Source organism: Lysobacter xanthus, assembly GCF_047159895.1.
In genome coordinates this window covers 95,491-121,307 of sequence record NZ_BAAGAB020000002.1, presented here as the reverse complement: position 1 = coordinate 121,307, position 25,817 = coordinate 95,491, and the positions used below count along the sequence as shown (strand labels likewise).

At 70.5% G+C, this 25,817-nt stretch carries 26 protein-coding genes; 12 read left to right on the top strand and 14 right to left on the bottom strand.

Annotated elements, in window-relative coordinates; all coding sequences use genetic code 11:
- On the bottom strand, positions 1–410 hold a 410-nt coding region (locus ACY35P_RS01905), incomplete at its 3' end, for an ABC transporter substrate-binding protein (RefSeq protein WP_462114128.1).
- Positions 411–540: 130 nt separating this feature from the next.
- Between ACY35P_RS01905 and ACY35P_RS01900 the strand changes: the two genes are divergently transcribed.
- On the top strand, positions 541–1,905 hold the full coding sequence (locus tag ACY35P_RS01900) for a glutamate--cysteine ligase (protein WP_462114127.1): 1,365 nt from the start codon (positions 541–543) through the stop codon (positions 1,903–1,905).
- Between the two features lie 22 nt (positions 1,906–1,927).
- Here ACY35P_RS01900 and ACY35P_RS01895 read toward each other — a convergent pair whose 3' ends face one another.
- From ACY35P_RS01895 to ACY35P_RS01860, 8 genes are all read right to left on the bottom strand, one after another.
- Positions 1,928–2,104 (bottom strand): hypothetical protein, encoded by a 177-nt coding sequence (locus ACY35P_RS01895; protein ID WP_462114126.1) that lies wholly within the window; start codon positions 2,102–2,104, stop codon positions 1,928–1,930.
- 22 nt (positions 2,105–2,126) lie between these two features.
- Complete coding sequence (locus ACY35P_RS01890; RefSeq protein ID WP_462114125.1) at positions 2,127–2,792, bottom strand: aquaporin; 666 nt, start codon at positions 2,790–2,792, stop codon at positions 2,127–2,129.
- Positions 2,789–3,172, bottom strand: coding sequence for an arsenate reductase ArsC (locus tag ACY35P_RS01885; RefSeq protein WP_462114124.1), 384 nt, complete (start codon positions 3,170–3,172; stop codon positions 2,789–2,791). Before ACY35P_RS01885 ends, ACY35P_RS01890 begins: the two co-directional genes overlap by 4 nt.
- Before the next feature lie 59 nt (positions 3,173–3,231).
- Positions 3,232–3,618, bottom strand: a complete 387-nt coding sequence (locus ACY35P_RS01880) for a VOC family protein (protein ID WP_462114123.1) — start codon at positions 3,616–3,618, stop codon at positions 3,232–3,234.
- 161 nt (positions 3,619–3,779) lie between these two features.
- Positions 3,780–5,225: a dihydrolipoamide acetyltransferase family protein gene (locus ACY35P_RS01875; RefSeq protein WP_462114122.1), complete on the bottom strand. Its 1,446-nt coding sequence runs from the start codon at positions 5,223–5,225 to the stop codon at positions 3,780–3,782.
- A gap of 20 nt (positions 5,226–5,245) precedes the next feature.
- Positions 5,246–6,250: an alpha-ketoacid dehydrogenase subunit beta gene (locus ACY35P_RS01870; protein WP_462114121.1), complete on the bottom strand. Its 1,005-nt coding sequence runs from the start codon at positions 6,248–6,250 to the stop codon at positions 5,246–5,248.
- Positions 6,247–7,320: a pyruvate dehydrogenase (acetyl-transferring) E1 component subunit alpha gene (gene pdhA, locus ACY35P_RS01865; protein ID WP_462114120.1), complete on the bottom strand. Its 1,074-nt coding sequence runs from the start codon at positions 7,318–7,320 to the stop codon at positions 6,247–6,249. Before pdhA ends, ACY35P_RS01870 begins: the two co-directional genes overlap by 4 nt.
- Before the next feature lie 133 nt (positions 7,321–7,453).
- Positions 7,454–11,011, bottom strand: coding sequence for a lamin tail domain-containing protein (locus ACY35P_RS01860; protein ID WP_462114119.1), 3,558 nt, complete (start codon positions 11,009–11,011; stop codon positions 7,454–7,456).
- A 242-nt stretch (positions 11,012–11,253) separates the two neighbouring features.
- Between ACY35P_RS01860 and ACY35P_RS01855 the strand changes: the two genes are divergently transcribed.
- Both ACY35P_RS01855 and ACY35P_RS01850 read left to right on the top strand, forming a co-directional pair.
- On the top strand, positions 11,254–12,120 hold the full coding sequence (locus ACY35P_RS01855) for a tryptophan 2,3-dioxygenase (protein ID WP_462114118.1): 867 nt from the start codon (positions 11,254–11,256) through the stop codon (positions 12,118–12,120).
- 197 nt (positions 12,121–12,317) lie between these two features.
- Positions 12,318–13,829 carry a peptide MFS transporter gene (locus ACY35P_RS01850; protein ID WP_462114133.1) on the top strand — a complete coding sequence of 504 codons (1,512 nt, stop codon included), beginning with the start codon at positions 12,318–12,320 and terminating at the stop codon, positions 13,827–13,829.
- Between the two features lie 53 nt (positions 13,830–13,882).
- Here the strand turns inward: ACY35P_RS01850 and ACY35P_RS01845 are convergent, their stop codons facing one another.
- Positions 13,883–14,359, bottom strand: a complete 477-nt coding sequence (locus ACY35P_RS01845; protein ID WP_462114117.1) for a MarR family winged helix-turn-helix transcriptional regulator — start codon at positions 14,357–14,359, stop codon at positions 13,883–13,885.
- Positions 14,360–14,458: 99 nt separating this feature from the next.
- On the opposite strand from ACY35P_RS01845, the gene hppD reads away from it, so the two are divergent.
- The 6 genes from hppD (at position 14,459) to ACY35P_RS01815 (ending at position 20,747) form a co-directional block, all read left to right on the top strand.
- Positions 14,459–15,532 carry a 4-hydroxyphenylpyruvate dioxygenase gene (gene hppD / locus ACY35P_RS01840; protein ID WP_462114116.1) on the top strand — a complete coding sequence of 358 codons (1,074 nt, stop codon included), beginning with the start codon at positions 14,459–14,461 and terminating at the stop codon, positions 15,530–15,532.
- 84 nt (positions 15,533–15,616) lie between these two features.
- The gene (gene hmgA / locus ACY35P_RS01835; RefSeq protein WP_462114115.1) at positions 15,617–16,930 is read left to right on the top strand and encodes a homogentisate 1,2-dioxygenase; all 1,314 of its coding nucleotides are present in this window, start codon (positions 15,617–15,619) and stop codon (positions 16,928–16,930) included.
- Positions 16,931–16,991: 61 nt separating this feature from the next.
- Positions 16,992–17,675 (top strand): lectin, encoded by a 684-nt coding sequence (locus ACY35P_RS01830; protein WP_462114114.1) that lies wholly within the window; start codon positions 16,992–16,994, stop codon positions 17,673–17,675.
- Between the two features lie 9 nt (positions 17,676–17,684).
- A complete protein-coding gene (locus tag ACY35P_RS01825) occupies positions 17,685–18,641 on the top strand; it encodes a sodium:calcium antiporter (RefSeq protein ID WP_462114113.1) in 957 nt (318 codons plus the stop codon).
- A gap of 31 nt (positions 18,642–18,672) precedes the next feature.
- Complete coding sequence (nhaA, locus tag ACY35P_RS01820) at positions 18,673–19,890, top strand: Na+/H+ antiporter NhaA (RefSeq protein WP_462114112.1); 1,218 nt, start codon at positions 18,673–18,675, stop codon at positions 19,888–19,890.
- On the top strand, positions 19,890–20,747 hold the full coding sequence (locus tag ACY35P_RS01815; protein WP_462114111.1) for an NAD-dependent epimerase/dehydratase family protein: 858 nt from the start codon (positions 19,890–19,892) through the stop codon (positions 20,745–20,747). The genes nhaA and ACY35P_RS01815 overlap by 1 nt, the downstream gene beginning before the upstream one ends.
- Position 20,748: 1 nt before the next feature.
- On the opposite strand, the gene ACY35P_RS01810 is transcribed toward ACY35P_RS01815, so the two are convergent.
- The 4 genes from ACY35P_RS01810 to ACY35P_RS01795 all read right to left on the bottom strand — a co-directional run bounded on the left by ACY35P_RS01810 (position 20,749) and on the right by ACY35P_RS01795 (position 23,485).
- Positions 20,749–21,660, bottom strand: a complete 912-nt coding sequence (locus ACY35P_RS01810; protein WP_462114110.1) for a DMT family transporter — start codon at positions 21,658–21,660, stop codon at positions 20,749–20,751.
- Positions 21,657–22,133, bottom strand: a complete 477-nt coding sequence (locus tag ACY35P_RS01805; protein WP_462114109.1) for an Mpo1 family 2-hydroxy fatty acid dioxygenase — start codon at positions 22,131–22,133, stop codon at positions 21,657–21,659. The genes ACY35P_RS01810 and ACY35P_RS01805 overlap by 4 nt, the downstream gene beginning before the upstream one ends.
- A 97-nt stretch (positions 22,134–22,230) precedes the next feature.
- A complete protein-coding gene (locus tag ACY35P_RS01800) occupies positions 22,231–22,560 on the bottom strand; it encodes a DUF7577 domain-containing protein (protein WP_462114108.1) in 330 nt (109 codons plus the stop codon).
- Between the two features lies 1 nt (position 22,561).
- Complete coding sequence (locus ACY35P_RS01795) at positions 22,562–23,485, bottom strand: phosphoribosylaminoimidazolesuccinocarboxamide synthase (RefSeq protein ID WP_462114107.1); 924 nt, start codon at positions 23,483–23,485, stop codon at positions 22,562–22,564.
- 107 nt (positions 23,486–23,592) lie between these two features.
- On the opposite strand from ACY35P_RS01795, the gene ACY35P_RS01790 reads away from it, so the two are divergent.
- The 3 genes from ACY35P_RS01790 (at position 23,593) to yegS (ending at position 25,779) form a co-directional block, all read left to right on the top strand.
- The gene (locus tag ACY35P_RS01790; protein ID WP_462114106.1) at positions 23,593–23,934 is read left to right on the top strand and encodes a J domain-containing protein; all 342 of its coding nucleotides are present in this window, start codon (positions 23,593–23,595) and stop codon (positions 23,932–23,934) included.
- Between the two features lie 15 nt (positions 23,935–23,949).
- On the top strand, positions 23,950–24,627 hold the full coding sequence (rpe, locus tag ACY35P_RS01785; RefSeq protein ID WP_462114105.1) for a ribulose-phosphate 3-epimerase: 678 nt from the start codon (positions 23,950–23,952) through the stop codon (positions 24,625–24,627).
- A gap of 177 nt (positions 24,628–24,804) precedes the next feature.
- Positions 24,805–25,779, top strand: a complete 975-nt coding sequence (gene yegS / locus ACY35P_RS01780; protein ID WP_462114104.1) for a lipid kinase YegS — start codon at positions 24,805–24,807, stop codon at positions 25,777–25,779.
- The last annotated feature ends 38 nt before the right edge of the window (positions 25,780–25,817 follow it).

Here is a 25,817-nt window from a genome sequence, read left to right as displayed (position 1 = left end):
GCCTGCGCATTGTGCAGCGCGTCGAACAGCTCGCCGAAGGGTGCGGCGGTGGCGGGCGCGAACGCGCGGCGGAAACTCGCGACCACCTGCGGTGCGTCGAGCGCGCGCCCGTCGCTCCAGCGCAGCCCCGGTCGCAGCGTGAACGTCCACGTGCGGCCGTCGGCGGAGACGCGCCATCGCTCGGCCATGCCCGGCACCAGCCGGCCGCGCGCGTCCTCGGTCACCAAGCCTTCGTAGAGGTCGCGCAGCACGTTGCCGCAGGCGACTTCCTGGCACTTGTGCGCATCGAGCGTGGACGGCTCCGGGCCGTTGCCGCGCTCCAGCGTCGCCGGCGCCGCCGACGCGAACAGCGGGGCGAGCGCCAGCCCGGCGAACAGGCGCGGCAGGCGGCGGGCGGGGCGGGGCGGCATCGACGCATTCTAGGCGTGCGGGCGGCTGCCTCCATGGGCGCAACGCAGACGCACGGCCGGTGCGACGTCCGCCGTCCTGACGCCGGCTAGACTGGCCGCCCTCCCGCGCCGCGGGACGAGCGAGGTGCGCGTGTCCGGTCCCAGCCACGTCCAGGATGTCGAGGTCGAGTCGCGCGACGCGCTCGTCGAGTTCCTCGCCTCGGGCGTGCGTCCGCGCGAGGACTGGCGCATCGGCACCGAGCACGAGAAGTTCGGCTTCCGCACCGACGACCTGCGCGCACCGACCTTCGACGGCGAGCGCGGCATCGAGGCGTTGCTGAAGGGCCTCGTGCCGTTCGGCTGGACGCCCGTCGAGGAGAAGGGGCGCGTCATCGCCCTGACGCGGGACGACGCATCGGTCTCGCTCGAGCCGGCCGGCCAGCTGGAACTGTCGGGCGCGCCGCTGGAAACGCTGCACGAGACCTGTCGCGAAACCGGCACGCACCTGCGCGAGGTGCGCAGCGTCGCCGAGCCGATGGGCCTGGGCTTCCTCGGCATGGGCTTCCAGCCGAAGTGGCGCCGCGACGAGATGCCGTGGATGCCGAAGGGCCGCTACAGGATCATGCGCGAGTACATGCCGAAGGTCGGCACGCTCGGCCTCGACATGATGACGCGTACCTGCACGGTGCAGGTCAACCTCGATGTCGCGTCCGAGGCGGACATGGTGAAGAAGTTCCGCGTCTCGCTCGCGCTGCAGCCGATCGCCACGGCGCTGTTCGCCGATTCGCCGTTCACCGAAGGCACGCCCAACGGCTTCCTGTCGTACCGCTCGCAGATCTGGACGGATACGGACAACGATCGCACCGGCCTGCTCGACTTCGTGTTCGAGGACGGCTTCGGCTACGAGCGCTACACCGACTACCTGCTCGACGTGCCGATGTACTTCGTCTACCGCGACGGCACCTACATCGATGCGAGCGGCCAGTCGTTCCGCGACTACATGAACGGCCGGCTCCCCGCGCGCCCGGGCTTCCGCCCGACGATGAAGGACTGGGCGGACCACATGACGACGGCCTTCCCGGAAGTGCGGCTCAAGAAATACCTGGAGATGCGTGGCGCGGACTCCGGCCCGTGGAACCGCATCTGCGCGCTGCCCGCGTACTGGGTCGGCCTGCTGTACGACGACGCTGCACTGGACGCGGCGTGGGACCTCGTCAAGGACTTCTCGCTCGAGGAGCGCCATGCGCTGCGCGGCGGCGTGCCGAAACAGGCGCTGAAACTCCCGTTCCGCGGCGGCACCGCGCTCGACCTCGCGCGGGAGTCGCTGAAGATCGCGGCCGCCGGACTGCAGCGTCGTGCACGTCTCAACGACAACGGCGTCGACGAATCGATCTTCCTCGCACCGCTGGTCGACATCGTGGAGAGCGGAACGACGGCGGCCGAGCGCAAGCTCGAGCTCTTCCACGGCGCGTGGAACGGCAGCGTCGAGCCGGTGTTCCGCGAATTCGCGTACTGAGCGACCGGCCGCGCGTGCCGCCTCAGGCGCGCTGCGGCGTGGCAGGCAGCACGACGATCAGCAGCGTGGCGAGCGGCCCGAGCACCAGCGAGCCGACGAACCACAGGAATCCGCTGCGGCCCTTGCCCTGCGCCAGCCCGGCGTTGACCAGCGCGAGCGTGCCCCAGCCGGCGTAGAACGAAGTATCGGACGGATGCATCGGCGTCTCCGGTCGGTTCCGCTCAGTCTGCCGCAGCGCGCGGCAGCAGCGCACGTGCGAGCGCGAGGCCGAGCAGTGCACCCGAGACCTGCGCCAGCACGAAGCCCGGCACGTCGTCCGGGCGGATGCCCGCAAACGTGCGCGTGATCGAACGCGCGAGGGTCACCGCCGGGTTCGCGAACGACGTGCTCGCGGTGAACCAGTAGGCCGCGAAGATGTAGGCCGCGACGAGCGCCGGCACCGAAGCCGCGCGATGACGCACGCCCAGCAGGATCGTGAGCACGAGGCCCGCGGTCGCGACGCCCTCGCTGAGCCACTGCGCCCCACCCGCGCGCGCGTGGTCGCCCCACTGCACGACGTCGAGCCCGAACATGAGGTGCGCGAGCACGACCCCGGCCACGGCGCCGGCGACCTGCGCGATCACGTAGCCCGCGAAGTCGAGGCCGCGCAGCTCGCGCCGCAGCCACGCCACCATCGATACCGCGGGATTGAAATGCGCGCCCGACACCGGGCCGAGCAGCGCGATGAGCACGTACAGCATCCCAGCCGTCGCGCCCGCATTGGCGAGCAGCGCCACGCCGCGGTTGCCGTCCGACAGGTCCATGCCCATCGTCCCGGAGCCCACGACGGTCGCGAGCAGCAACAGGCTGCCGAGGAACTCGGCCAGCAGGCGGCGCGGCAGCGTCACGGCGCGGCCAGCAGGGCCTGGACCCGCGCCTCGATGTCGTCGCGCACCGCCCGGTAGCCGTCGTCGTCCATGTCGCGCGGGTCCGGCAGTGCCCAGTCCTCGCGACGCTTCGCCGGTACCCACGGGCAGTCGTCCCCGCAGCCCATGGTCACGACCACGTCGAATTCCCCGGTGACCTCGTCGAGCGATTTCGAGGCATGCGTCGTCAGGTCGTAGCCGCGCTCGGCCATGAAACGCACGGCCTTTGGGTTGATCCGGCCGGACGGCCGCGAGCCGGCGCTCGATGCCTCGACGTCGCCGCCGCCGTGCATGCGCGCGAAGGCTTCGGCCATCTGGCTGCGATTGGAGTTCTCGACGCAGACGAACAGGAGGCGGCGCATGCGATCGCTCATGGGGGCGGCGCGCGATTGTAGCGGCGCGCCGCCACCGGCTCCGCGGATCAGGGCCAATCGTTGGCCGGGCCCCGGGTCGCGTCCTCGCGCATCCGCACCACGCAGAAGCGCTGCCCGGTGGGCGCTTCCATCACCCACCAGCGCTTCACGAAGGCGATCTTCCGGGCGCCGAGGGCTTCCAGCCGCGCGGCCTCCGCATCCACGTCGTCGGCCTCGATGTCGAGGTGGACACGGGAGTGGTGCTCGACCTTCTGCACCTCGATATGCAGGCCGCCGGGCGTGTCGCCGAACTGCTGGTAGGTGCCGGGCGTGTCGCCGGCGTCGGCGTCCCCGACGGGCAGGCCGAGCGCGCCGCTCCAGAACCGCGCGGCGCTGTCGAGGTCGGGCGAATTGCAGTCGATGATGAAACCGGCGAGGCGGCTGCGGTGCGCCATGGTGTCGGGTCCGTTCCGAAACCGTCGAGCCTACCGGAGCGCGGATCGGGCTCGGCACCGGTCGTCCGCGCGTCGCCGCGCACGGCCGTGGATCCCCGAATCCCGTGCGTCAAACGAAGACGGGCGCCCGGAGGCGCCCGTCGGGATCGTCGCCTCGGCGATTACTGCGGCGCGGACAGGTCGTCCAGCAGCGCCTTGAGGAAGCGCGCCGCCTCGCCGCCGGTGCAGGCGCGGTGATCGAAGGTGAGCGAGATCGGCATGCGGCGATGCACCTCGATGCCGCCCATCACCGCGACGACGTCGTGGCAGAGCTTGCCGGCGCCGACGATCGCCACGCACGGCGGCACGACGACCGGCGTCGCATAGCGGCCGGCGAACATGCCGAAGTTCGACAGCGAGATCGTGTAGCCCGAGAGTTCGCTCGGCGGGATCGATCGATCGCCCACCTGCGCGCGCAGGCGCTGGATCGCGGTGCGGATGCCGCCGCCGTCGAGCATGTCCGCATTGCGCAGCGCGGGCACGAACAGGCCGTCGTCGGTGTCGACCGCGATGCCGATGTCGACGTGCGGATGCAGCGTGCGTGTGAGGCTCTCGCCGTCGAACCAGGCATTGAGCGCGGGCACCGCCTTGCACGCGGCGACGATCGAGCGCACGAGGCGTGCGGTGATGTCCTGCTTGCCGATCCAGGCATGCAGGTCGGCGTCGTCGACGAGCGTGGTCGGGACGACCTTCGCATGCGCATCGGCCATGACGCGCGCCATGTTGCGGCGAACGCCCTTGAGCTGCTCGGGCTGACCCGTCGCCGCGACGCCCGGCGGCTGCGTACGCATCGGCTTGCCGGACTGCGACATCGTGCTGCGCTGCGCCTGCTGTGGCGCGGCCGCCTGCGGTTGCGGGGCGACCATCGCCGCGCGATCGGCCGCACGCGGCGCGCCGCCGCCCTGGCCGGCGCGCGCGGAGCCGTCGGCCGCCGCACGCTTCACGTCGTCCATCGTCACCACGCCTTCGACCCCGCTCGGCCGCACGCGCGATAGGTCGACGCCGAGCTTGCGCGCCAGCGCGCGCACGGCCGGCATCGCCTTGACGCCGCCGACCGCCACCGCGGCCTCGCTGCGCACCGCGTCGGAGGACTGCATGGCGCCGACCACCGTGCCGGCATCGGCACGCTCGTTGCCGGGCTCGCCCTTCGGCGCCGGCTTCGCATCGTCGCGCAGCACGCCGCCCTCGTCGGAGGCGATGACCTTGTGGCCCGGACCGGGTGCGTTGGACGCGGTGCCCGCGCCGCCGTGCGTCTCGGCGGCGGCATGGCCGCCGCCGTGGTGGTGGCCGGTGTCCTGGCCTTCGGCACGTTGCGGCATCGAGGGATCGACCTCGAACACCGCGAGCATCGTGCCGGTCACGACCACGTCGCCGGCGCCGCCGGAGAGCTTCAGCACCTTGCCGGAGACCGGCGAGGGCACGTCGACGACGGCCTTGGCCGTTTCCATCGAGACGAGGTTGTCGTCGAGGCGGATCACGTCGCCTTCCTTGACGTACCACTCGACGATGGTCGCGTCCGGCAGGCCTTCGCCGAGGTCGGGCAGCAGGAAAGTCTTGGTCTGGCTCATTCGTTCGTCCTGGAAGTCGGTCAGCCGGCCGCCATCGCGCGCCTGGCGGCGGCGACGATGCGGTCCACGCTCGGGAGGTACTTCATCTCGAGGCGGAACAGCGGGATGTGCGTGTCGTAGCCGGTGACGCGCTCGACGGGCGCGAGCAGGTCGAACATCGACTCCTCGGCGAGGCGCGCGGCGATCTCGGCACCGAAGCCCGCGGTTTTCGGGGCTTCGTGCACGATCACGCAGCGGCCGGTCTTGGCGACGGACTCGGCGATCGTCGCGAAGTCGAGCGGGCGCAGCGTGGCGACGTCGATGACCTCGCAGCTGATGCCTTCGCCCGCGAGCTTCTCGGCGGCCTCGAGCGTTTCCTTGACCTGCGCGCCCCACGTGACGAGCGTCATGTCGGTGCCGTCGCGCAGCACGTAGCAGACGTCGAGCGGCAGGGCCTCGCCGTCGTCGGCGACCACTTCCTTGTACTGGCGGTAGATGCGCTTGGGCTCGAAGAAGATGACCGGATCCGGGTCGCGGATCGCCGACAGCAGCATGCCGTAAGCGCGCTGCGGCGACGACGGCATCACCACGCGCAGGCCCGGCACGTTGGTGAAGATCGCCTCGTTGGCCTCCGAGTGGTGCTCCGGCGCGCGGATGCCACCGCCCCACGGCACGCGCAGCACCATCGGGCACGTCAGGCGGCCGCGCGTGCGGTAGCGCATGCGCGCGGCGTGGCAGACGAGGAAGTCGACCATCGGGTACATGAAGCCGTCGAACTGCGCCTCGGCCACCGGGCGCATGCCCTGCGAGGCCATGCCGACGGTGAGGCCGGCGATCGTCGTCTCGTCGAGCGGCGTATCGATCACGCGCTGCGAACCGAATTGCGCATGCAGGCCGGCGGTGGCGCGGAACACGCCGCCGTTGACGCCGACGTCCTCGCCGAGCACGACGACCGACGGGTCGTTGCGCATCTCGTAGGCGAGCGCCTGGGTGATCGCCTCGATGAGGGTGATCGCGTTGGAATCGGGCTTGACCTGCGCGTTCATCGACGGCCCTCCTGCGCGATGGCGAAGTCGCGTTGCGCGCGGAGGTCCTCCGGCAGTTCGGCGTAGAGGTAGTCGAACATCGCTTCCACCGGCTGCACCGGCGTCTCGAGGTAGGCGTTGATCTCGGTGTCGACCACCGGGCCGCATTCCTCGATCCAGGCCTTTTCCTGCGCGTCGCTCCAGACGCCCTGGTCGACCAGATACTTGCGCAGGCGGATGAACGGCTCGCGCGTCCAGGCGTCCTTCACTTCCTGCTCGCCGCGGTAGCGGCGCGCGTCATCCGCGGTGGTGTGGTCGTGCAGGCGATAGGTCATGAACTCGATGACGCTGCCGCCCTGGCCGCTGCGCGCGCGTTCGGTGGCGCGCCGCATCGCTTCGAGCACGGCGATCAGGTCGTTGCCGTCGACCTGCAGGCAGTACAGGCCGCCGGCGAGGCCCTTCTGGGCGAGGGTGGCGGCGCCGGTCTGCGCGCCGCGCGGCACCGAGATCGCCCAGCCATTGTTGATCACGCACAGCACGAGCGGTGAGGTGAACGCGCCGGACGCATTGAGGCCGGCGTAGAAGTCGGTTTTCGAGGAGCCGCCGTCGCCGCAGCAGGCCACGGCCACCCGCGGCTCGCCGCGCAGCTTGAAGGCGAGCGCGGCGCCCGACGCCATCAGGCACTGCGTCGAGATCGGCACGCACCACGGGTAGTCGTGCTTCGCGCCGGAGAAGTCGTTGCCGCGCTCGTCGCCGCCCCAGTACATCAGGACCTCGCGCGGCTTCACGCCGCGCATGAACTGCGCGCCGTACTCGCGGTAGCTCGGCGCGAACACATCCTCGGGACGCATCGAGGCGCCGATGCCGACGTGGGTGGCCTCGTGGCCGAGGCAGGCGGCGTAGGTGCCCAGCTTGCCGGTGCGCTGCAGCGCGATCGCCTTCGTGTCGAAGGTGCGCACGAACAGCATCTGCTTGAACAGCGGCAGCAACGCGGAGGCGTCGCGGAAGGCTTCGGGGATCTCGGCGACGGGCGTGCCGTCCGGGCCGAGGTACTGCAGGTATTCGATCTCGAAACTCGCGGCGAGCGTCATCCGTGGGTCCGGTGCGTCGGAAAACCCCGGATTCTACCGGCGCGGGTGTTAAGCGGCATTGCGCGCTGCGGCATCGCGCAAAGAAAAAGGCGCGGCCGGAGCCGCGCCTTCCCGAGATCGCCCCGCCGTGGCCTCAGCGCACGGGGCCCATGATCCGCGCGGTGAGCACGGCGCGGTCGTTGTCCGCGCGCGGATCGAGCGTCGCCGCCTCCACGCGCGCGTCGATCACCAGCGTGTCGGCCGTGCGCTGCAGCACCGGGCCAAGCCGCAGCGCGAGCACGGCCGCCGGGCCCCGCGCGAGCAGTGCCGCGTCGCAGGTGATGCGGAAGCCCGGTCCGATGGCGACGATCGAGCACGTCCAGCCGGCCGGCGGGGTCATCGCCACCGCGGCGGGCGGCAGGTTGCCGGTGACGAGCAGCCGCGGCGCGATCGCCGTGTCCGCGCCGTAGTTGGTGACGCCGATGCTGGCGGTCTGCCGGAGCGTGGTGAAAAGGACCGGCACGCCGCCGGCCGTGACGCCGAGGTCGGCGGACGCGGTGATCGCGATCTGGGCACTCCCCGCATCGTCGGACGGATCCGGGTCGAACGAGGTCCCCGAGGCGGCCGCGACCAGCACGAGCGGGCGTCCGCGCAGCCCGGATGACGCGTCCGTCGTGAGGGTGAATACGGCCTCGGCGCCGGCCGCCAGGGCGTCGGCCGTGCACGTCGCCGTGGTGCGGCCGGCCGCGACGGCGTTGGGTGTGCATGTCCAGCCGGCCGGCGCGGCGATCGCGAGGCCGGGCAGCTCCGCGTCCAGGTCGAAGCCGATGCCGGGGCGGTCGGCCTGGTCGGGACCGGCGTCGCGCAGGCGCACGTCGAAGCGCAGCGGCTGCCCGCCCACCACGGGCGCGGCCTGCGCCGAAACTTCGAGATCCGCGATGCGTCGCGGAACGAAATAGGCGATCACCGGATCGTGGTCCGCGAGACGCGATGGCGACGAGGCGTCGTTGCGGTTCGTCTCGGGGAAGTCCGCATTGATGCGCGCGTGGTCGGCCTTGATCACGCGGGTCGCCACCACCATCGCCTCGTTGACGAGCACGTGGTCCAGCGTCTGCGCATTGCCGTCGAAGGTGAACGAGTAGCGCTCGTCACGCGGCTCCGTCGTCGTCAGGTTGACGAAGTTCGGCTCGACGAGGTCGGCACCGTCGCCGGCCACGGCCGTCTCGGCATCGGCCGCCGGCGCACCCGTGACGGTGCCCATGATGTGCGCGAGGCCGTCGTTGAACTCGAAGGCGTTGAAGTCGCCCAGCACCACCATGCGTGTGTCGGGGGCGCTCTTCTGGCGGGCGTCGAGGAAGGCCGCGAGGAACTCGGCCTGGCGCTGGCGTTTGGCGCGGATGCGATCGCCTGCCGCGTCGGCGGTCTCAGCGCCATTGAGCGATCGCTGGTGCACCGCGACGACCTCCACCGGGAACGCGCGGCCGTCGGCGTAGCGCACGACGGCACGCAGCAGCAGCGGCGGGCGGTCGTTGAGCAGCTGCGTCTGGCCATCCGGCGACAGCCACGTCGTGTCCTTGCCGACCTGCTGCACGTCGACGACCTCGACGCGCGGCGTGCCCGGCGCGACCGGCGCCGTCTTGACGAGGAAGCCGACGTCGATGCCGCCGACGTCGTTGCCCTCCACGAGGTAGGGCACGTACTGAGGGTTCGCCGCGCCCGCGGCGGTCGCGTCGGCGTTGACGCGGTCCGCGACGCGCTGCAGAACCGACAGGTTCTCCATCTCCACGACGGCCAGGATGTCGGGCGTGCGCAGGAAATCGCGTACGCCGAGCGAGGCCTTCGACAGCCGGCGCTCCACTGCGGCGGCGGTGAGGCGAACGTCGCTGACGCCCGGGTCGTCGACCTCGTCGTAGAAGCGTTCCATGTTGTAGCCGGCCACCGAGAAGGCACCCGCCGGCGCTGCCTGCGCGGCGCGCGGCGCGGCGCCCGGCGTCACCGCGCCCATCGAGTCGGGCAGGATCTGATAGCGGCCGAACGCGAAGGTGAGCGGGCCGGTCATATCGGCGATGCGAGCGCCGCTGGCGACGTCGATCGCGGGCGTGTTGACCAGGCCGTCGCTGTCCACGGAGAACACCTCCGGATTGGAGTCCCAGCGTGGGATCGGCGGCACGGTGCCGGCCGGCGGCGCGTCGGGCGCCTGGATGCCCGGTTCGCGGAACGGCCGCGCGACGCCGTAGACGGTGCCGAAGAACTGGCCATTGGTGGACGACGTCGCGGACGATTCGGTCTTGAAGCCGTCGCTCGGGGCCGTCGCGACGAAGTCGGGCACGCGCACGCGCATGCCTTCGAGCCGTTCGAGCTGGTCGAGCGCGCCGGCCGGCGACGGGAACGACGGCGTGAGGTCGACCGGCGCCGGCAGCGGATAGGTGACGCCGTCCACCGCGAGGATCGACGTGGCGTTGACCAGTTCGGTCAGCGGCGCCTGGCCGGGATCGGTGGACGGCACATACTCCTGGACTGTCGCCTCGACCGTCAGCCAGCGTCCGGGCTGCGCGATCGCTGGCGGCGCCGCGTTGAGGAAAACGTACGCGCCTTCCGACGTTGTCGGGTCGGCGTCGGCGTCGACGTCGCGGCTCTGCAGGAAGAAACCGCGCGAGGTCCGGCCGGTGACGATGCCGCGCACGGCGACCACCTGGCCGGCATATGGCGACACGGCGCCCGCGCCCTGCACCTGGCCGATCGGCAGGACCACGAAGTCGTCGTTGACGATCGTGCCGGCGCCCTGGCCGTCGATGACGGTCGCGCCGGTGACGTTCACGACGTTGACGAAGAACGTTTCGTTCGGCTCGCTTCGCGTATCGCCGCTGATGGCGACCTGCACGTCGACACGGTCGGCGCCGGCCGGGATCACGAGGCTGCCGCCCGTGGCGAGGTAATCGCCGTCGGCGACCGTCGCCGTGCCGTCCGCGGTCGACCAGTCGAAGGCCACGCCGCCCGCGCCAGCCGGCGCGGTCAACGCGATCGTGAACGTGGCGAGCGTCGTGCCGGCATCGCCCTCGGTCGCGCTCGCATCGGTGATCGACAGGCTCGGCATGACCGGGCCGGTGCACGAGCTGATCGGGCTCGCGCTCGAGCGCGGCAGCGCCGGTGCTGCGGAGAAGTCCGTGCTGTTGGCGTCGGTGTCGACGCAGTCGTCGACGCGCTTGACGGCCTGCGCGTTACTGGCCGGACTCGGTGCGGCGCCGGCGCCTTCGAAGCAGGTCGTTGTACCGAACCCCACCAGGTCGGCGCGGCCCGCGGGGCACGCGCCCGACAGTGGCGCCGTCGAGTTGACGAGCGCGACCTTGCCCGACGTGCCGGACATGTTGATCGAGCCGGCGACGTCGAAGACGGCGACCGGGGCGCCGACATTGGTCGCCGTATTGTCGAACTGGCGCACCAGCAGGTAGCCGCCCGCGGGGATCGTGCCGCTCAGCGGTGTGACCTGCCACGACGTGCCCGAGGCCGAGGCGTACTGCACCGACCAGCCGGCGACGCTCTGCGGCGACGACGTGACGTTGTGCAGTTCGATGTAGTCCGCGCGATAGGCGGCGTTCGAATTGCCGCCGCCGCCGTAGACCTGGCTGATGACGACCTGGGCCTGCGCGCTTCCGGCCACCAGGGCCAAGAGGCCCAGGCCGAACGCCGCGAGGCGTCGACGACTGCGATGCATGCTGTCTCCCCACAGTGGTGGAGGCCGCGTCCCCCGGGTCCGCCGCGGGCCTCTCCCATGGCGGGGGCGACGCGCGGTCGCCGGGGCCTCCTGCCCATGCGGCGGGCCCGTCCGGGGCCCGTTCCCGGCCAGAGCCGGGCGAAGCGGCCGGAATTGTGCCCCGATTCCGTTGCGAAAGTGTGACGCCTGTCGGGGCCGCTCCGCGCATCGGCTACGCTTCCGCACCGGCTACGAGGTCCGAGATGAGCGTCCACAACAACGAGCGCCCGCTGGAGAGCGGGGTCCACACCGACCTCGAGGGTCGCCTGACCTACGGCGGCTACCTGCGGCTCGACCGCCTGCTGTCGGCCCAGGAACCGCTGTCGGACCCGCCCCAGCACGACGAACTGCTCTTCATCACCCAGCACCAGGTCAGCGAGCTGTGGATGAAGCTCATGATCCACGAGCTGCGTGCGGCGGTCGGCTTCCTGCGTGCGGACGACGTCGGCGCCTGCCAGAAGGTCTTCGCGCGGGTGAAGGCGATCCTCCGCCAGCTCACCGAGATGTGGACGGTGCTGGAAACTCTCACGCCGGCGGACTACATGAAGTTCCGCGACATCCTCGGGCCGTCCTCGGGCTTCCAGTCGCTGCAGTACCGCGCGATCGAGTTCCTGCTGGGCAACAAGAACGCCGCGATGCTGAAGGTCTTCGCGCACGACGCCGAAGCGCACGCGATGCTCGACGCCGCCCTGCATTCGCCGAGCCTCTACGACGAGGCGTTGCGCTTCCTGGCGCGCCACGGGCATCCGGTGCCGGCGCGCAACCTCGAGCGGGACTGGGCCGTCACCCACGTGGCCGATCCCGACCTGCTGCCCGTGATCGAGCGCATCTACGAGGATCCGTCCACGCACTGGGCGGCCTACCAGCTCTGCGAGGACCTCGTGGATCTCGAAACGCAGTTCCAGCTCTGGCGCTTCCGCCATATGCGCACCGTCATGCGGATCATCGGCTTCAAGCGCGGCACCGGCGGCTCGTCCGGCGTGGGCTTCCTCAAGCAGGCGCTCGAGCTGACATTCTTCCCGGAGCTGTTCGAGGTACGCACGCGCATCGGCGTCGACCTGGCGCCGTGAGGCGCTCCATCACGGGCAGCCGACCCGCGGCTGCTAAACACTGCTGCAGTGCAGCACCGTCGCCGGTTTGACGCCCCGCTCGGCGTTCGGACATTCTCGGCCGGTTGCATGCTTCCGCAGCCCCCGATGCGGCGCCATCCCATCTCGTTTCAAGGAATCACCGAATGAGTGCGCAAGTTCCCGACGCCGCCGAACCGATGGGCCCGCCGCTGCACGCGGCGGGCGGCCCCCCGACCGATCCGCCCGAGTTCCCGCAGGTGATGGGCCAGCCCCGTCCGCTGTGGATGCTCTTCATGACCGAGTTCTGGGAGCGGTTCGCGTTCTACGGGATGCGCTGGGCGCTCACGCTCTACATCGTGGCGCAGTTCTTCGACGGCAACCCCGCGGGCGAAGCCCCGGCGGGCCGCCTGTACGGCGCCTACCTCGCGCTGGTCTACGCCGGTGCGATCTTCGGCGGTCTGGTCGCCGACAAGCTGATCGGCTACCAGCGCTCGATCCTGCTGGGTGCCGTGATCATGGCCGCCGGCCTCTTCATGGTGGCGCTGCCCAACGAGACCATCTTCAAGTTCGGCCTCGCGACGATCATCGTCGGCAACGGCCTGTTCAAGCCGATCATCTCGACCCTCGTCGGCAAGCTCTACAGCGCGGGCGACGAGCGCCGCGATTCGGGCTTCACCATCTTCTACATGGGCATCAATGCTGGTGCGTTCATCGCGCCGATCCTGACCGGCATCCTCGCCGACAAGATCTTCGGCACGCCGGACATGCCGGCCTACCGCGTGGTCTTCATCACCGCCGGCATCGGCATGCTGATCAGCCTCGTGTGGTTCTGGTTCGGCCGCCACCAGCTGCGCGGCGTGGGCCTGCCGACGGCGGGCAACGAGGGCATGGGCAAGGTGCTGATGGTCGCGATCGGCGCGCTCGTCGCGATCCCGGTCCTGTATTTCCTCCTCACCATCCCGGCCAAGACGCTGCAGTGGTACGTCCTGATGCCGATGTTCGTCGCGCTCTGCGGCCTGCTGATGGTGGAAGGCATCAAGAACGGCGGCGTCGCGCGCAACAAGGTGATCGCGATGCTGATCATCTTCCTGTTCAACATCGTCTTCTGGATGTTCTTCGAACAGGCCGGTTCGAGCTTCAACTTCCTCGCCGACAAGATCGTCGACCGCCAGTTCGGCAGCTGGGAATTCCCGGTGGGCTGGTTCCAGTCGGTGAACTCGATCGCGATCATCACGCTCGCCCCGATCATCGCCTGGATCTGGATTCGCCTAGGCCGCGCCAACCCGTCGATTCCGCGCAAGTTCGGCCTCGGCATCCTGTTCAACGGCCTGGCCTTCCTGCTGCTGATGTTCGCGCTGTCCTCGCTGGTCGACCCGGCGACGATGAAGATCCCGTTCTGGACGCTGTTCTCGGTCTACGTGATCCAGTCGATCGGCGAGCTCTGCCTGTCCCCGATCGGCCTGTCGATGGTGACCAAGCTGGCCCCGCTGCGCCTCGTCGGCTTCGGCATGGGCGGCTGGTTCCTCTCCACCGGCATCGGCAACAACCTGTCGGGCCTGTTCGCCGCCGAGGCGAGCGGCGAGGGCGGCATGACCACGGCGTCGGCGCTGTCGGCCTACACCCAGGGCTTCTGGATCCTGATGGCCTGCGGCGTGCTGCTGTTCCTGATCGCGCCGCTCGTGCAGAAGCTGATGGCCGGCGTGAAGTAAGTCGCTTCGGCGAGATGAAAAAGGCGGCCTCCGGGCCGCTTTTTTCTTTGAGGTTACCGCGCGCCGAGGTCGGCTTCCGCCTGCAGTTCCAGTTCGTCGAGCCGGTCGAGCAGCCGGAACAGCACGTCGCGCTCGGCGGCCGGAATACCGTCCAGCAGGCGGCGCTCGAAGGCCAGCGCGAGCGGTGCGATCTCCGCGTGCACCGCGCGTCCTGCTTCCGACAGCCGCAGCACCGAGCGGCGGCGGTCGTCGCCGTGCGTCTCGCGTTCCACGCGGCCGGATTCGGCCAGGCTCGCCACGGCGCGGCTCACCGCCACCTTGTCCATCGCGGTTCGCTGGGCGACTTCGCCGGCGGAGAGATCGGGATAACGGCCGAGCACCGCCATCACCCGCCACTCGGTGACGCCCAGGCCGAAGCGCTCGGAATACATGCGCGCGATCGCACCGCTCACCCGGTTGCTCAGCACCGACAGCCGGTAGGGCAGGAAATGCTCGAGGTCGAGGGTCGCGGCGTCACGGTCGGGGCTCATGCTGCGTCGCGCCTTGCAAGTAGTTTCATCTGAAACTATAAAGCCTTGGCCATGCGCCGCAAGTCCGGCGCCTCCCGATCGACTTCCGCGAGAACCCCCATGAGCGCCCAGCCCAACCTCGGCATGCAGGTCACCACGTTCGATAACCCGATGGGCATCAACGGCTTCGAGTTCGTCGAATTCGCCGCCCCGGAAGGCCAGGGGGGCGCGATGCGCGACTACCTCGAGCGCCTCGGCTTCACCGCCGTCGCCAAGCACCGCGACCGCGCGATCACCCTGTTCCGCCAGGGCGGGATCACGTTCCTGCTCAACGAGCAGCCCGACTCCTTCGCATCGAAGTTCGCCGCCGAGCACGGACCGTCGGCCTGCGGCTTCGCCATCCGCTTCCAGAAGCCCACCACCGAAGTCCTCGCGCACGCCACCGCGCACGGCGGCGAGGAAGTGGACTTCGACGGCGCCGTGCGCGCGCTGAAGATCAAGGGCATCGGCGACTGCATGCTCTACCTGGTCGACGACGGCGTGGATCCGTACGGCGACTACGTCTTCGACGAAGGCGTGGAGCGCAACCCGAAGGGTTTCGGCCTCACCTTCATCGACCACCTGACGCACAACCTGTTCCTCGGGAACATGCAGAAGTGGTCCGACTACTACGAGCGCCTGTTCAACTTCCGCGAGATCCGCTACTTCGACATCAAGGGCGCCAAGACCGGCCTGCTGTCCAAGGCGATGACCGCGCCCGACGGCATCGTGCGCATTCCGCTCAACGAATCGTCCGACGAGCGCAGCCAGATCAACGAGTACCTGCGCGCCTACAACGGCGAGGGCATCCAGCACATCGCGCTGTTCACCGACGACATCTATTCGACCGTCGAGGCCATGCGCGAGAAGGGCATCCTGTTCCTCGACACGCCGGACACCTACTTCGACGTCATCGACCATCGCGTGCCGAACCACGGCGAGGACGTCGAGCGCCTGCGCCGCAACGCGATCCTGATCGACGCCGACCTCGAGACGAAGGAACGCAAGCTGCTGCAGATCTTCACCCAGAACGCGTTCGGCCCGATCTTCTTCGAGATCATCCAGCGCAAGGGCAACGAGGGCTTCGGCGAAGGCAACTTCCAGGCGCTGTTCGAATCGATCGAGCGCGACCAAATCAAACGTGGTGTCCTCTGACGCCGACGCAGCCTCTCGAAGCGATTCGAATCGTGCGCCCTCGGCTGCACGAGCAGTGAACTGCTAATGGATCAACACATCGACATGACGATTGAATCCACCGGCTACCAGTCCGGCTTCGGCAACGAATTCGCCACCGAGGCGCTCGCGGGCACGCTGCCGGAGGGCCGCAACTCGCCGCAGCGCGCTCCGCACGGCCTGTATGCCGAACAGATCTCCGGCACTGCCTTCACGGCGCCGCGCCACCAGAACCGGCGCAGCTGGTTCTACCGCATCCGGCCCGCCGCCATGCACGGCCCGTTCGAGCGCTACGAAGGTCGGGCCGCATCGACGCTCCACAACGACTTCGACACCGGCCCGGTCAGCCCCGACCAGATGCGCTGGAACCCGCTGCCGATGCCGGGCGCCGAGGCGGCGGTCGATTTCCTGGACAGCCTGTTCACCATGGCGGGTAATGGCAGCGCGGCATCGCAGTCCGGCGTCGGCGTGCACCTGTACGCCTGCAACCGCGACATGCAGGGCCGCTGGTTCTACGACGCCGACGGCGAACTGCTGATCGTGCCGCAGCAGGGGCGCCTGCACATCGAGACCGAATGCGGCGTGCTCGATGTCGAGCCGCAGGAGATCGCGATCATCCCGCGCGGCATCCGCTTCGCGGTGTCGCTGCCCGATGGCGCCGCGCGCGGCTACGTCTGCGAGAACTTCGGCGCCTTCCTGCGCCTGCCCGACCTCGGCCCGATCGGCAGCAACGGCCTCGCGAACCCGCGCGACTTCCTCACGCCGAACGCCGCGTTCGAGGATGTCGAAGGCGACTTCGAACTCGTCGCCAAGTTCCAGGGCGTTCTTTGGCGCGCGTCGATCGGTCATTCGCCGATCGACGTGGTCGGCTGGCACGGCAGCCACGCACCGTGCAAGTACGACCTGCGTCGCTTCAATACCATCGGCTCGATCAGCTACGACCATCCCGACCCGTCGATCTTCCTCGTGCTGACCAGCCCGAGCGATTCGCCCGGCGTCGGCAACATGGACCTCGCGATCTTCCCGCCGCGCTGGCTCGTCGCCCAGGACACGTTCCGCCCGCCGTGGTTCCACCGCAACATCGCGAGCGAGTTCATGGGCCTGATCCACGGCGTGTACGACGCCAAGGCCGAAGGCTTCGCGCCCGGCGGCTGCTCGCTGCACAACTGCATGACCGGCCACGGCCCGGACGCGGCGACGTTCGAGAAGGCGTCGGCCGCGGACCTGTCAAAGCCGGACGTCATCACGGACACGATGGCCTTCATGTTCGAGACGCGGATGGTGATCCGCCCGACGCAGCAGGCGATCGATGCCGCGCACCGCCAGCGCGACTACCAGGCCTGCTGGGCCGGGCTGCGGAAGCACTTCGTCGCGCGCTGACGCTTCGCGACGGGTTCACGGCCGCCGGCTAGGCTGCCGTGGCCCTTCCGCGGAGCCGCACATGAAGCCGATCGCCCTGTTGACCGTCCTCGTCGCCGTGACCGCGTGCGCCCGTCCCGAGGCCGCGTCCGATGCGCCGACGGCCTCCGGTGCCGACGCGGCGGCAAGCACGCCGGCGACGCCCGCACCCACCGCCGCGCCGGCCACGGACGCCGCGCCGTCCGCGACCCCGTCGACCGCTGGCGAGCCGCGCGGCATCGCGGTCGGCGAGCCGCACCCGTCCGGTAACGCACCGATCGACGCGGGCCCCGCGCGCTTCGACGGCTACGGCGACCTGCGCCTGGGCATGAGCGAGGCCGAAGCGCGCGCCGCGTGGAAGGGCACGCTGCAGGGCGATCCGATCAAGCCCGACAACTGCGCCTACCTGCGTCCGGCGGGCACCGCCGCGGGTCCGTACCTGATGTTCGAGAAAGGCCGGTTCGTGCGCTACGACGTGCGCAGCACCAACACCGATGCCCCGGGCGGCGGCCGCGTCGGCCTCGCCGCGGACGACATCCGGCGCCTGTACGCCGGTCGGGTCAAGGAGTCGCCGCACGAATACGTCGCGGGCGGCAAGAACCTGCGCATCGTCGACACCGCCGCCAGCGACCGCGCGCTGCTGTTCGAGGTGGACGAGCACGGCCGTGTGACAGCATGGCGCGTCGGCCGCGCCCCGCAGGTCGACTACAGCGAAGGCTGCTCCTAGGAGAACGCCATGGCATCGTCGATCGGCTGGTTCCTGCTCGCCCTGCTCCTGCTCGCGCTGGGCGGTGATTCCGTGGTCAAGGGCGCAGCGGGCCTCGCGCGCCGGTTCGGCTGGCCGCCGTATGCGGTCGGCCTCGTGCTGGTGTCGATCGCCACGTCGATCCCCGAGCTCGTCGTCAACTTCCACGCGGTCGCCGTCGGCCAGGCGCCGCTCGCGCTCGGCAACGCGGTGGGCAGCAACGTCGTCAACGTCGGCATGACGCTCGCGTTCGCCGCCATCGCGGCACCGCTCGTCGTGCGCTGGCGCTCGCTCGGCCATCTGCTGCTGGTGCTGCTGGCCGCGACCGCGCTTGTCTGGGCGATGTCGATCGACGGCCGGCTGTCGATGCTCGACGGCGCGATCCTCGTGCTCGCCTTCGTCGCCGTGATCGCCTTCAAGATCCTGCGCGGTCGTGACGAATCCGCCGAGGTGTGCGCCGAGATCGAAGGCTTCACGCAGACCAGTGACCTGCTCGCGCAGAACGTCGTGCGCATCGTGCTCGCCGCGCTGCTGCTCGGCTACGGCGCGTGGCTGCTGGTGCGCCACGCGCCCGCGGTCGGGCAGATGATGGGTCTGCGCCCGCTGCTCACCGGCCTGCTCCCGGTCGCGATCGCCACCGCGCTTCCCGAGATGGTCGCCGCCGTCGGTGCCGCGCGGCGCGGGCAGGGCGACCTCGTCGCCGGGCACGTGATCGGCTCGAGCCTCGTCAACATGCTGCTGGTGCTCGGCGGCATGGCGCTCGTGGGGCAGGGCCTTGCGATCCCCGGCTCCTTCGTGCGCTACGAGCTGCCGGCCGCGTTCGCCTTCGCGGTGATGCTGCTGCCGATCCTGCGCGGCGACATGCGCGTCTCGCGGGGCGAGGGCGCGGTGCTGGCGGTGCTGCTCGCGGCGTGGATCGCCTTCGAGGCCCTGCAGCTGCACGGCTGAGTCCGGATCGCGGCCGATATACTCGGCCGCGATGGAGACCGAGACGACGCCTCGTACGCCACGCGCGCTGCGCGTGCTGATGGATTTCTTCCGCCTCGAGGCGGCGGGCGGGCTCTTGCTGATCGCTGCGGCGGCGCTCGCGATGCTGCTCGCCAATTCGCCGCTCGCCCCGGCTTACGAGTCGATGCGCCAGCTGCCGGTGCAGGTGCGCTTCGGCGACTTCGAGATCCACAAGCCGTTGCTGCTGTGGATCAACGACGGGCTCATGGCGATCTTCTTCCTGCTCGTCGCGCTGGAGATCAAGCGCGAGGCGATCAGCGGGCAACTGGCGCGGCGTGACCAGCTCGTGCTGCCCCTGGTCTGCGCCGCTGCGGGCGTCGCACTGCCGGCGCTGATCTTCGTCGGACTGAACCGGGGCGATGCCACGGCGATGCGCGGCTGGGCGGTGCCGACCGCGACCGATATCGCCTTCGCGCTCGGCGTGCTCGCGCTGCTGGGCTCGCGCGTGCCGGTCGGCATGAAGCTGCTGCTGTCGACGATCGCGGTGGTGGACGACCTGATCGCCATCCTCATCATCGCGATCTTCTATTCGCACGGGATGTCGTTCGTCGCGTTGGGCTGGGCCGCCGTCGCGCTGCTCGCCATGGGCCTGCTCAAGCGCCTGCGGGTGACGTCCCTCGCGCCGTACCTCGTGCTCGGCGTGGTGCTGTGGGCCTGCGTCCTGAAGTCGGGCGTGCACGCGACGCTCGCCGGCGTGGCGACCGGCCTGATGATTCCGCACCTCGATCCGCGCAACGACATCGACGACGAAGTCGAGCATTCGCCGCTCGAGACGCTCGAGCATGCGCTGCATCCGTGGGTGGCCTACGCGATCCTGCCGCTGTTCGCCTTCGCGAACGCCGGGCTCGCGCTGCACGGCCTGGGCCTGTCCGCGTTGGCCGACCCGTTGCCGCTCGGCATCGGCCTCGGGCTCTTGCTCGGCAAGCCGATCGGCATCGCGGGCACCGCGCTGGCGCTGCGTGCGCTGGGTCTTGCCCAGCTACCCGAAGGCATGGATGCGCGGCGCACGCTCGGCCTCGGCCTGCTCTGCGGCATCGGGTTCACGATGAGCCTGTTCATCGCTTCGCTCGCCTACCACGACCCGCTGCGCTACGACGAAGCGGTGCTCGGCGTGCTGCTCGGCTCGCTGGTATCGGCCGTGCTCGGCTATGCATGGCTGCGGCCGGCGCTGGCGAAGCCCGTCGCCTGATGCGGCATGCGCTGCTCTTCGGTGCGACGGGGCAGATCGGCGAGCCGCTGCTCGCGCGGTTGCGGGCCGACGGCTGGCGCGTCACCGCGGTCTCGCGCACCGCGCATCGCGACGAGCCCGGCCTGACGTGGCTGCAGGGCGGCTTCGACGCGATGCCCGCGTTGCCGGCGCATGTCGATGCGGTGCTGAGCTGCGGGCCGCTCGATGCGTTCTCGCACTGGTACGCGCGCGCAGGCATCGATGCGACACGCGTCATCGCGTTCGGCTCGACCAGCGTTCGGGTCAAGGAGCACTCGGTCGACCCGGACGAGCGCGACGTCGCGCAGCGGCTGCGGCTCGCCGAGGACCGCCTGTTCGCCGCCGCGCGCGACCGCGGCGTCGCGGCCACCGTGTTGCGTCCCACGCTCGTTTACGGCGCGGCGCGCGATGCCACGCTGAGCCGCATCGCCACGCTCGCCCAGCGCGTGCGCTGGTTCCCGTTGCCGCGACGTGCGAACGGCCTGCGCCAGCCGGTGCATGTCGCCGACCTCGCCACCGCGGCGGCCGACTGCATCGCTGCGCCCGAGGCGCACCATCGTGCGTTCGACCTGCCCGGCGGCGAGACCCTGCCGTATCGCGAGATGGTGCAGCGGGTGCTGCGTGTGCTCGAGCCGCCGGCGCACCTGCTCGAGCTGCCGCTGCCGGTGTTCGAGCTTGCCATGCGCCTCGCGCGCTCGCGCGGCTTCGCGGACGTGGGCGAGGCCGCGATCGAGCGGATGCGTCGCGACCTCGTCTTCGATGCGGCCCCCGCGCGCGAGGCCTTCGGCTATGCGCCGCGTGCATTCGCGCCGAAGGCGTCCATGTTCCCGCGCGACTGAGTCAGATCTCTTCCGGCTCGACGATGATCGGCACGGCCTTCGCCCGCGCGCGGAGGGCGATGATCAGTACGCCGCCGAGCACCATCGCGCCGCCGACGAGCAACCGCGGGCCCGGGCGGTCGCCCCAGAAGACGATGCCGAGCACGATCGCCAGCACCGGCGACAGCAGCAGCCACGGCGTGACCGTTGCAACGGGATGGCGCCGCACCAGCACGTAGAACAGGCCGTGCCCGAGCAGCGAGGACACGAACGCGGCATAGGCGGCGCCCGCCCACGCGACCCACGATGCCTGCGACAGGCGCGCGATCGCACCGGGCTCGATGAAATGGCTCACCGCGAGCAGGGGCAGCACGCTGATCAGTGCGATGAAGCCCTGCTGGCTGAAGACGTCCAATCCGCGCAGGCGCTTCATGAGCACGGTGGCGAGCGCGAGGAACACCGCGGACACCAGCATCGAAATGAGCGACGCGGGATGTTCCAGCACGATCGGGTCGAAACCGAGCACCAGCACGCCCGCGAAGCTCGTGGCGATCGCGAGCCCGGTGCGCCAGGCGAAGCGCTCGCCGAGCAGGGCCCAGCCGAGCAGCGCGGTCATCGGCACGTAACTCTGCATGACGATCGCGGGCGAGGCGAGGTCGCCGGCCAGCTTGAGCGCGGTGAAGCTCAGGCCGAAGTGCAGCAGGCCCAGGCACAGGGCGATGGTGACCAGCCGGGGCCATTGCCCGGATTCCGGTCGCTTGAGGAACGGCAGGAGCGCCAGGCCGAGGATCGCGAAGCGCAGCGCCGTGAACAGGAACGGCGGGATCTCGCGCAGCGCGAGCGCCGACGTGAGGAAGTTGCCCGCCCACGCGAGGCAGATGAGTAGCACCAACCCGAGGTCACGACCGCCGAGGCCGCCCGCGCGCGTCGTCACCAGGCGATGCCCAAGCGGCGATAGAGCTTGGCGAGCACCCAGGCCGGGCCGATGAGCAGGTAGGTGAGGTCGGTCAGGAAGCTCGGCTTGCGCCCTTCGAACTTGTGGCCGACGAACTGGCCGATCCACGCGACCGCGAACACCGCCGCGGCAAGGACGGCGAGGTCGCGCGGCCCGAGCGTCGCGTACAGCGCGCGGGTGACCAATCCGAACACGAGGAACGTCGCCGCCATGCCGATCGCGATGCGCCGCGACTGGCGCAGGTAGAACATCGCGGCGCCGAACATCGCGAGGCCGGCCCAGATGCCCGGCTCGAACATCGTCGAGGGCGACGGGATGCACCACAGCAGCGCGATCACGCTCCACAGGATCGCAGGCACGCAGGCGACATGGAGGCGCTGGTTGGTGGCGTTCCGGTGGTCGTCGCTGTAGCTCGCGAACCAGCGGTCGATCGGGCGGGCGGTGGCGTTCATGGCGGACGGCGCGGCGGGCGAGCCCTCATGATGCCGCACGCGGCCGGTACCCGGCGTTGCACCGGCGGGACGCCCCGCGGCCGGCGCGACGCCGGGCTCAGCGCGCCGCGTCGGGCAGGAACAGTTCGACCTTGCCGCAGGACGGGCAGGCGTAGACGTCGAACGCCGGACGATCGACGAACCATTCGCCGAGCAGCGCTTCGCGCGCCCAGCTGCCGTCATGGAGGCGGCGTCGCGCGGTAAACCGCATGGGGCCGTGGCAGCGCAGACAATCCAGCCGGCGATCCGCCGGATCGGGCGAAGGCGCGTCCTCCCGGCGGAAGCCGGCGTCGGCAGGCGCGCCGTCGCGGCCGGTGCCGCAGGCATAGCAGAGGTCGAAGGCGTCCTCGTTGTCGGCGCCGCATTCCGGGCAGCGCCACGCCGCCACGTCAGTCGACCCGCAGCCCCGCGAGCTTCTCGAGCGCTTCCGCGTACTTCGCACGCGTCTTCTCGATCACCTCGGGCGGCAGCGACGGGCCCGGCGGCGTCTTGTCCCAGCCGATCGCTTCCAGGTAGTCCCGCACGAACTGCTTGTCGTAGCTCGGCGGACTGGTGCCGACCTCGTAGGAATCGGCCGGCCAGTAGCGCGACGAGTCCGGCGTCAGCATCTCGTCCATGACGTAGAGGCGCCCGTCGGCGTCGGTGCCGAATTCGAACTTGGTGTCGGCGAGCAGGATGCCGCGCTGCGCGGCGTAGTCCGCCGCGAATGCGTAGAGCCGCAGCGTGGCGTCGCGCACGGCTTCGGCGAGTTCGGCGCCGCACAGGCGCACCGCCGCGTCGAAGTCGATGTTCTCGTCGTGGTCGCCCACCGCGGCCTTCGTCGACGGGGTGAAGATCGGCTCGGCCAGCTTCTCCGCCTGGCGCAGGCCATCCGGCAGTGCGATGCCCGAGACCCGACCGGTGCGCTGGTAGTCCTTCCAGCCGCTGCCGATGAGGTAGCCGCGCGCGATGCACTCGATCGGCACCGGCTTCAGCCGCTTGGTCACCACCGCGCGGTCGGCGTACAGCGCCGCGTCGACACCGTCGGGCAGCACGCTCGCCACGTCGATGCCGGTGAGGTGGTTGGGCACGATGTGCGCGGTCTTGCCGAACCAGAAGTTGCTGATGCGGCAGAGCATCTCGCCCTTGCCCGGGATCGGGTCGGGCAGCACCACGTCGAACGCGCTCAGGCGGTCGGTGGCGACGATCAGCAGGCAGTCGCCGTCGGTGTCCGGCGGCAGGCGGTCGGCGGGCACGTCGAAGACGTCGCGCACCTTGCCGCGGTGGCGCAGGGGAAGGCCGGGGAGGTCGGACGTCAGCAGCGAAGGGCGCATCGGCGATCGCGGGCTCGGCCACCGGGCGGCGGCGGGCCGGGCAGTGTACGCCGGCCGCCGGCGCCCTGCAGGTACACTTCCGGCCCCGAATGGCGGTGGACCCGGGCGTGCGCACGAGCCGGTGGCTGGGCAAATCGATCGGCTTCCTGCTGGGCGCGCTGCTGTTCAAGGCCGAGCCGCCGCTGGGTGCGCTGCTGGGCCTGCTGATCGGCCATGCCTTCGATGCGGACTGGCTGCGCCTGCGCGACGATCCCTATCGCAGCTTCGGGCTCGACGAGAGCGCCGCCGACGCCGATATCGATCGCGCCTACCGCCGCCTGATGTCGCAGCACCATCCCGACCGCTTCGCCAACGCCACCCCCGCGCGGCGCGAACGCGCCGAAGCGAAGGCGCGCGAGCTCAATGCCGCCTACGACCGCATCCGCGCGCTGCGCCAGCCGCGCCGCTGACTTCCAGGAGCCGCCATGCAACCGACCGTCATCGCCCCGTCCATCCTGTCCGCCAACTTCGCGAAGCTCGGCGAGGAAGTCGACGCCGTGCTGCGTGCGGGCGCGGACTGGGTCCACTTCGACGTGATGGACAACCACTACGTGCCGAACCTCACGATCGGCCCGCTGGTCTGCGAGGCGCTGCGCAAGCACGGCGTCACCGCGCCGATCGACGTGCACCTGATGGTCGAGCCGGTCGACCGCATCGTTCCGGATTTCGCCACTGCGGGCGCCACGATGATCACGTTCCATCCCGAGGCGAGCCGGCACGTGCACCGCACCGTGCAGCTGATCCGCTCGCACGGCTGCCAGGCGGGCATCGTGCTCAATCCGGCCACGCCGGTCGACGTGCTCGACTACGTGCTCGGCGACATCGACATGGTGCTGCTCATGTCCGTCAATCCGGGCTTCGGCGGGCAGGCCTTCATTCCCACCGCGCTGGACAAGCTGCGCCGCGTGCGTTCGATGATCGATGCGAGCGGCCGCGACGTGCGGCTGGAGATCGACGGCGGCGTGAAGGCGGACAACATCGGCGAGATCGCCGCCGCGGGTGCCGACACGTTCGTCGCGGGCTCGGCGATCTTCAATGCACCGGACTACGCCGACGTCATCGCGCGCATGAAGGCGGCCGTCGACGACGCGCGGCGTCGCTGAAAAAAAGGGCCGGTGCCGTGTGGGCACCGGCCGGGGAGAGTGAGGCGTCCTGCCTCGTCGATCGTCCCTGCGATGGCCTTCGATGCTGCGCGGCCTGCATGACACGGCGATGACCGCCTGCTTCATCGTCGCGCCACCGCCGACGGGCCACACTCGAGGCATGGCGGGCGATCTCCCATGAGCGACTGGCGCCTCATCGTCAACGGCAAGGCCGCGGGCAGCGCGGCGCTGCGCGATGCGGTCGCCGCACACCGGCGCGCGGGACGGCGACTGTCGGTGCGCGTCACCTGGGAATTCGGCGATGCGCAGCGCTACGTCGAGGAAGCGGTGCGCGACGATGTCGAGCGCGTCATCGCCGCGGGTGGAGACGGCACGCTGGGCGAGGTCGCCGGTGCGCTCGCGGAGCTCGGCGATTCGCACGCCCGCATGCCGGATCTCGCGGTGCTGCCGCTCGGCACGGCAAACGACTTCGCCACCGCCGCCGGCATTCCCACGGACCTCGACGAGGCCTTCGCACTGGCGGGTTCGCCGGCCGCGCACGTCGACATGCTGCGCGTTCACAGCGGCCATCGCGTGCGCTGGTGCCTGAACATGGCCACCGGCGGCTTCGGCACGCAGGCCACGGCCGATGCGCACGACGGCCTCAAGAAGTATCTCGGCGGCCTGACGTATCTGCTCGGCGGCCTGCGTGCACTCCGCAGCGCCGAGCCGCATCCACTCGAGGTGCGCGGCCCGGGCTTCCGCTGGCAGGGCGACGTACTCGCGATCGCGATCGGCAATGGCCGCCAGGCCGGCGGCGGGCATCCGCTGTGCCCGGACGCGCTGATCGACGACGGCGAGCTCGACGTGACGGTGGTGCCCGTGCAGGAGGGCGGCGTCGGCGGTCCACTCCGGACGGCACTCACCGACGGGCGCGAAGCGGCGATCGACCAGGCCGGTGAGCGCGCACGGCTGCCTTGGATCGAGCTGTTGGCCACGGCGCCGTTCACGCTCAACCTCGACGGAGAGCCGTTCGAGGGTGAGCGCTTCCGCATCGACTGCAGGCCCGCCGCGCTGCGCCTGCACCTGCCGGTGGACTGCCCCCTGCGCCGCCCGATGCCCCCGCCCGGCAGCGCCGGCGCCAATCGCGCCCTCCCGCGCGAGCGGCTATAGTCGCCGCCCATGGGACGAGGCGATCACATGCGGTTCGA

Coding starts and splice junctions, on each gene's coding strand:
- yegS (WP_462114104.1), top strand. CDS start 24,805: ATGAGCGACTGGCGCCTCATCGTCAACGGCAAGGCCGCGGGCAGCGCG.
- ACY35P_RS01845 (WP_462114117.1), bottom strand. CDS start 14,359: ATGAGCCCCGACCGTGACGCCGCGACCCTCGACCTCGAGCATTTCCTG.
- ACY35P_RS01830 (WP_462114114.1), top strand. CDS start 16,992: ATGAAGCCGATCGCCCTGTTGACCGTCCTCGTCGCCGTGACCGCGTGC.
- ACY35P_RS01855 (WP_462114118.1), top strand. CDS start 11,254: ATGAGCGTCCACAACAACGAGCGCCCGCTGGAGAGCGGGGTCCACACC.
- nhaA (WP_462114112.1), top strand. CDS start 18,673: ATGGAGACCGAGACGACGCCTCGTACGCCACGCGCGCTGCGCGTGCTG.
- ACY35P_RS01875 (WP_462114122.1), bottom strand. CDS start 5,225: ATGAGCCAGACCAAGACTTTCCTGCTGCCCGACCTCGGCGAAGGCCTG.
- rpe (WP_462114105.1), top strand. CDS start 23,950: ATGCAACCGACCGTCATCGCCCCGTCCATCCTGTCCGCCAACTTCGCG.
- ACY35P_RS01885 (WP_462114124.1), bottom strand. CDS start 3,172: ATGCGCCGCCTCCTGTTCGTCTGCGTCGAGAACTCCAATCGCAGCCAG.
- ACY35P_RS01860 (WP_462114119.1), bottom strand. CDS start 11,011: ATGCATCGCAGTCGTCGACGCCTCGCGGCGTTCGGCCTGGGCCTCTTG.
- hppD (WP_462114116.1), top strand. CDS start 14,459: ATGAGCGCCCAGCCCAACCTCGGCATGCAGGTCACCACGTTCGATAAC.
- ACY35P_RS01795 (WP_462114107.1), bottom strand. CDS start 23,485: ATGCGCCCTTCGCTGCTGACGTCCGACCTCCCCGGCCTTCCCCTGCGC.
- ACY35P_RS01825 (WP_462114113.1), top strand. CDS start 17,685: ATGGCATCGTCGATCGGCTGGTTCCTGCTCGCCCTGCTCCTGCTCGCG.
- pdhA (WP_462114120.1), bottom strand. CDS start 7,320: ATGACGCTCGCCGCGAGTTTCGAGATCGAATACCTGCAGTACCTCGGC.
- ACY35P_RS01805 (WP_462114109.1), bottom strand. CDS start 22,133: ATGAACGCCACCGCCCGCCCGATCGACCGCTGGTTCGCGAGCTACAGC.
- hmgA (WP_462114115.1), top strand. CDS start 15,617: ATGACGATTGAATCCACCGGCTACCAGTCCGGCTTCGGCAACGAATTC.
- ACY35P_RS01895 (WP_462114126.1), bottom strand. CDS start 2,104: ATGCATCCGTCCGATACTTCGTTCTACGCCGGCTGGGGCACGCTCGCG.
- ACY35P_RS01880 (WP_462114123.1), bottom strand. CDS start 3,618: ATGGCGCACCGCAGCCGCCTCGCCGGTTTCATCATCGACTGCAATTCG.
- ACY35P_RS01815 (WP_462114111.1), top strand. CDS start 19,890: ATGCGGCATGCGCTGCTCTTCGGTGCGACGGGGCAGATCGGCGAGCCG.
- ACY35P_RS01870 (WP_462114121.1), bottom strand. CDS start 6,250: ATGAACGCGCAGGTCAAGCCCGATTCCAACGCGATCACCCTCATCGAG.
- ACY35P_RS01850 (WP_462114133.1), top strand. CDS start 12,318: ATGGGCCCGCCGCTGCACGCGGCGGGCGGCCCCCCGACCGATCCGCCC.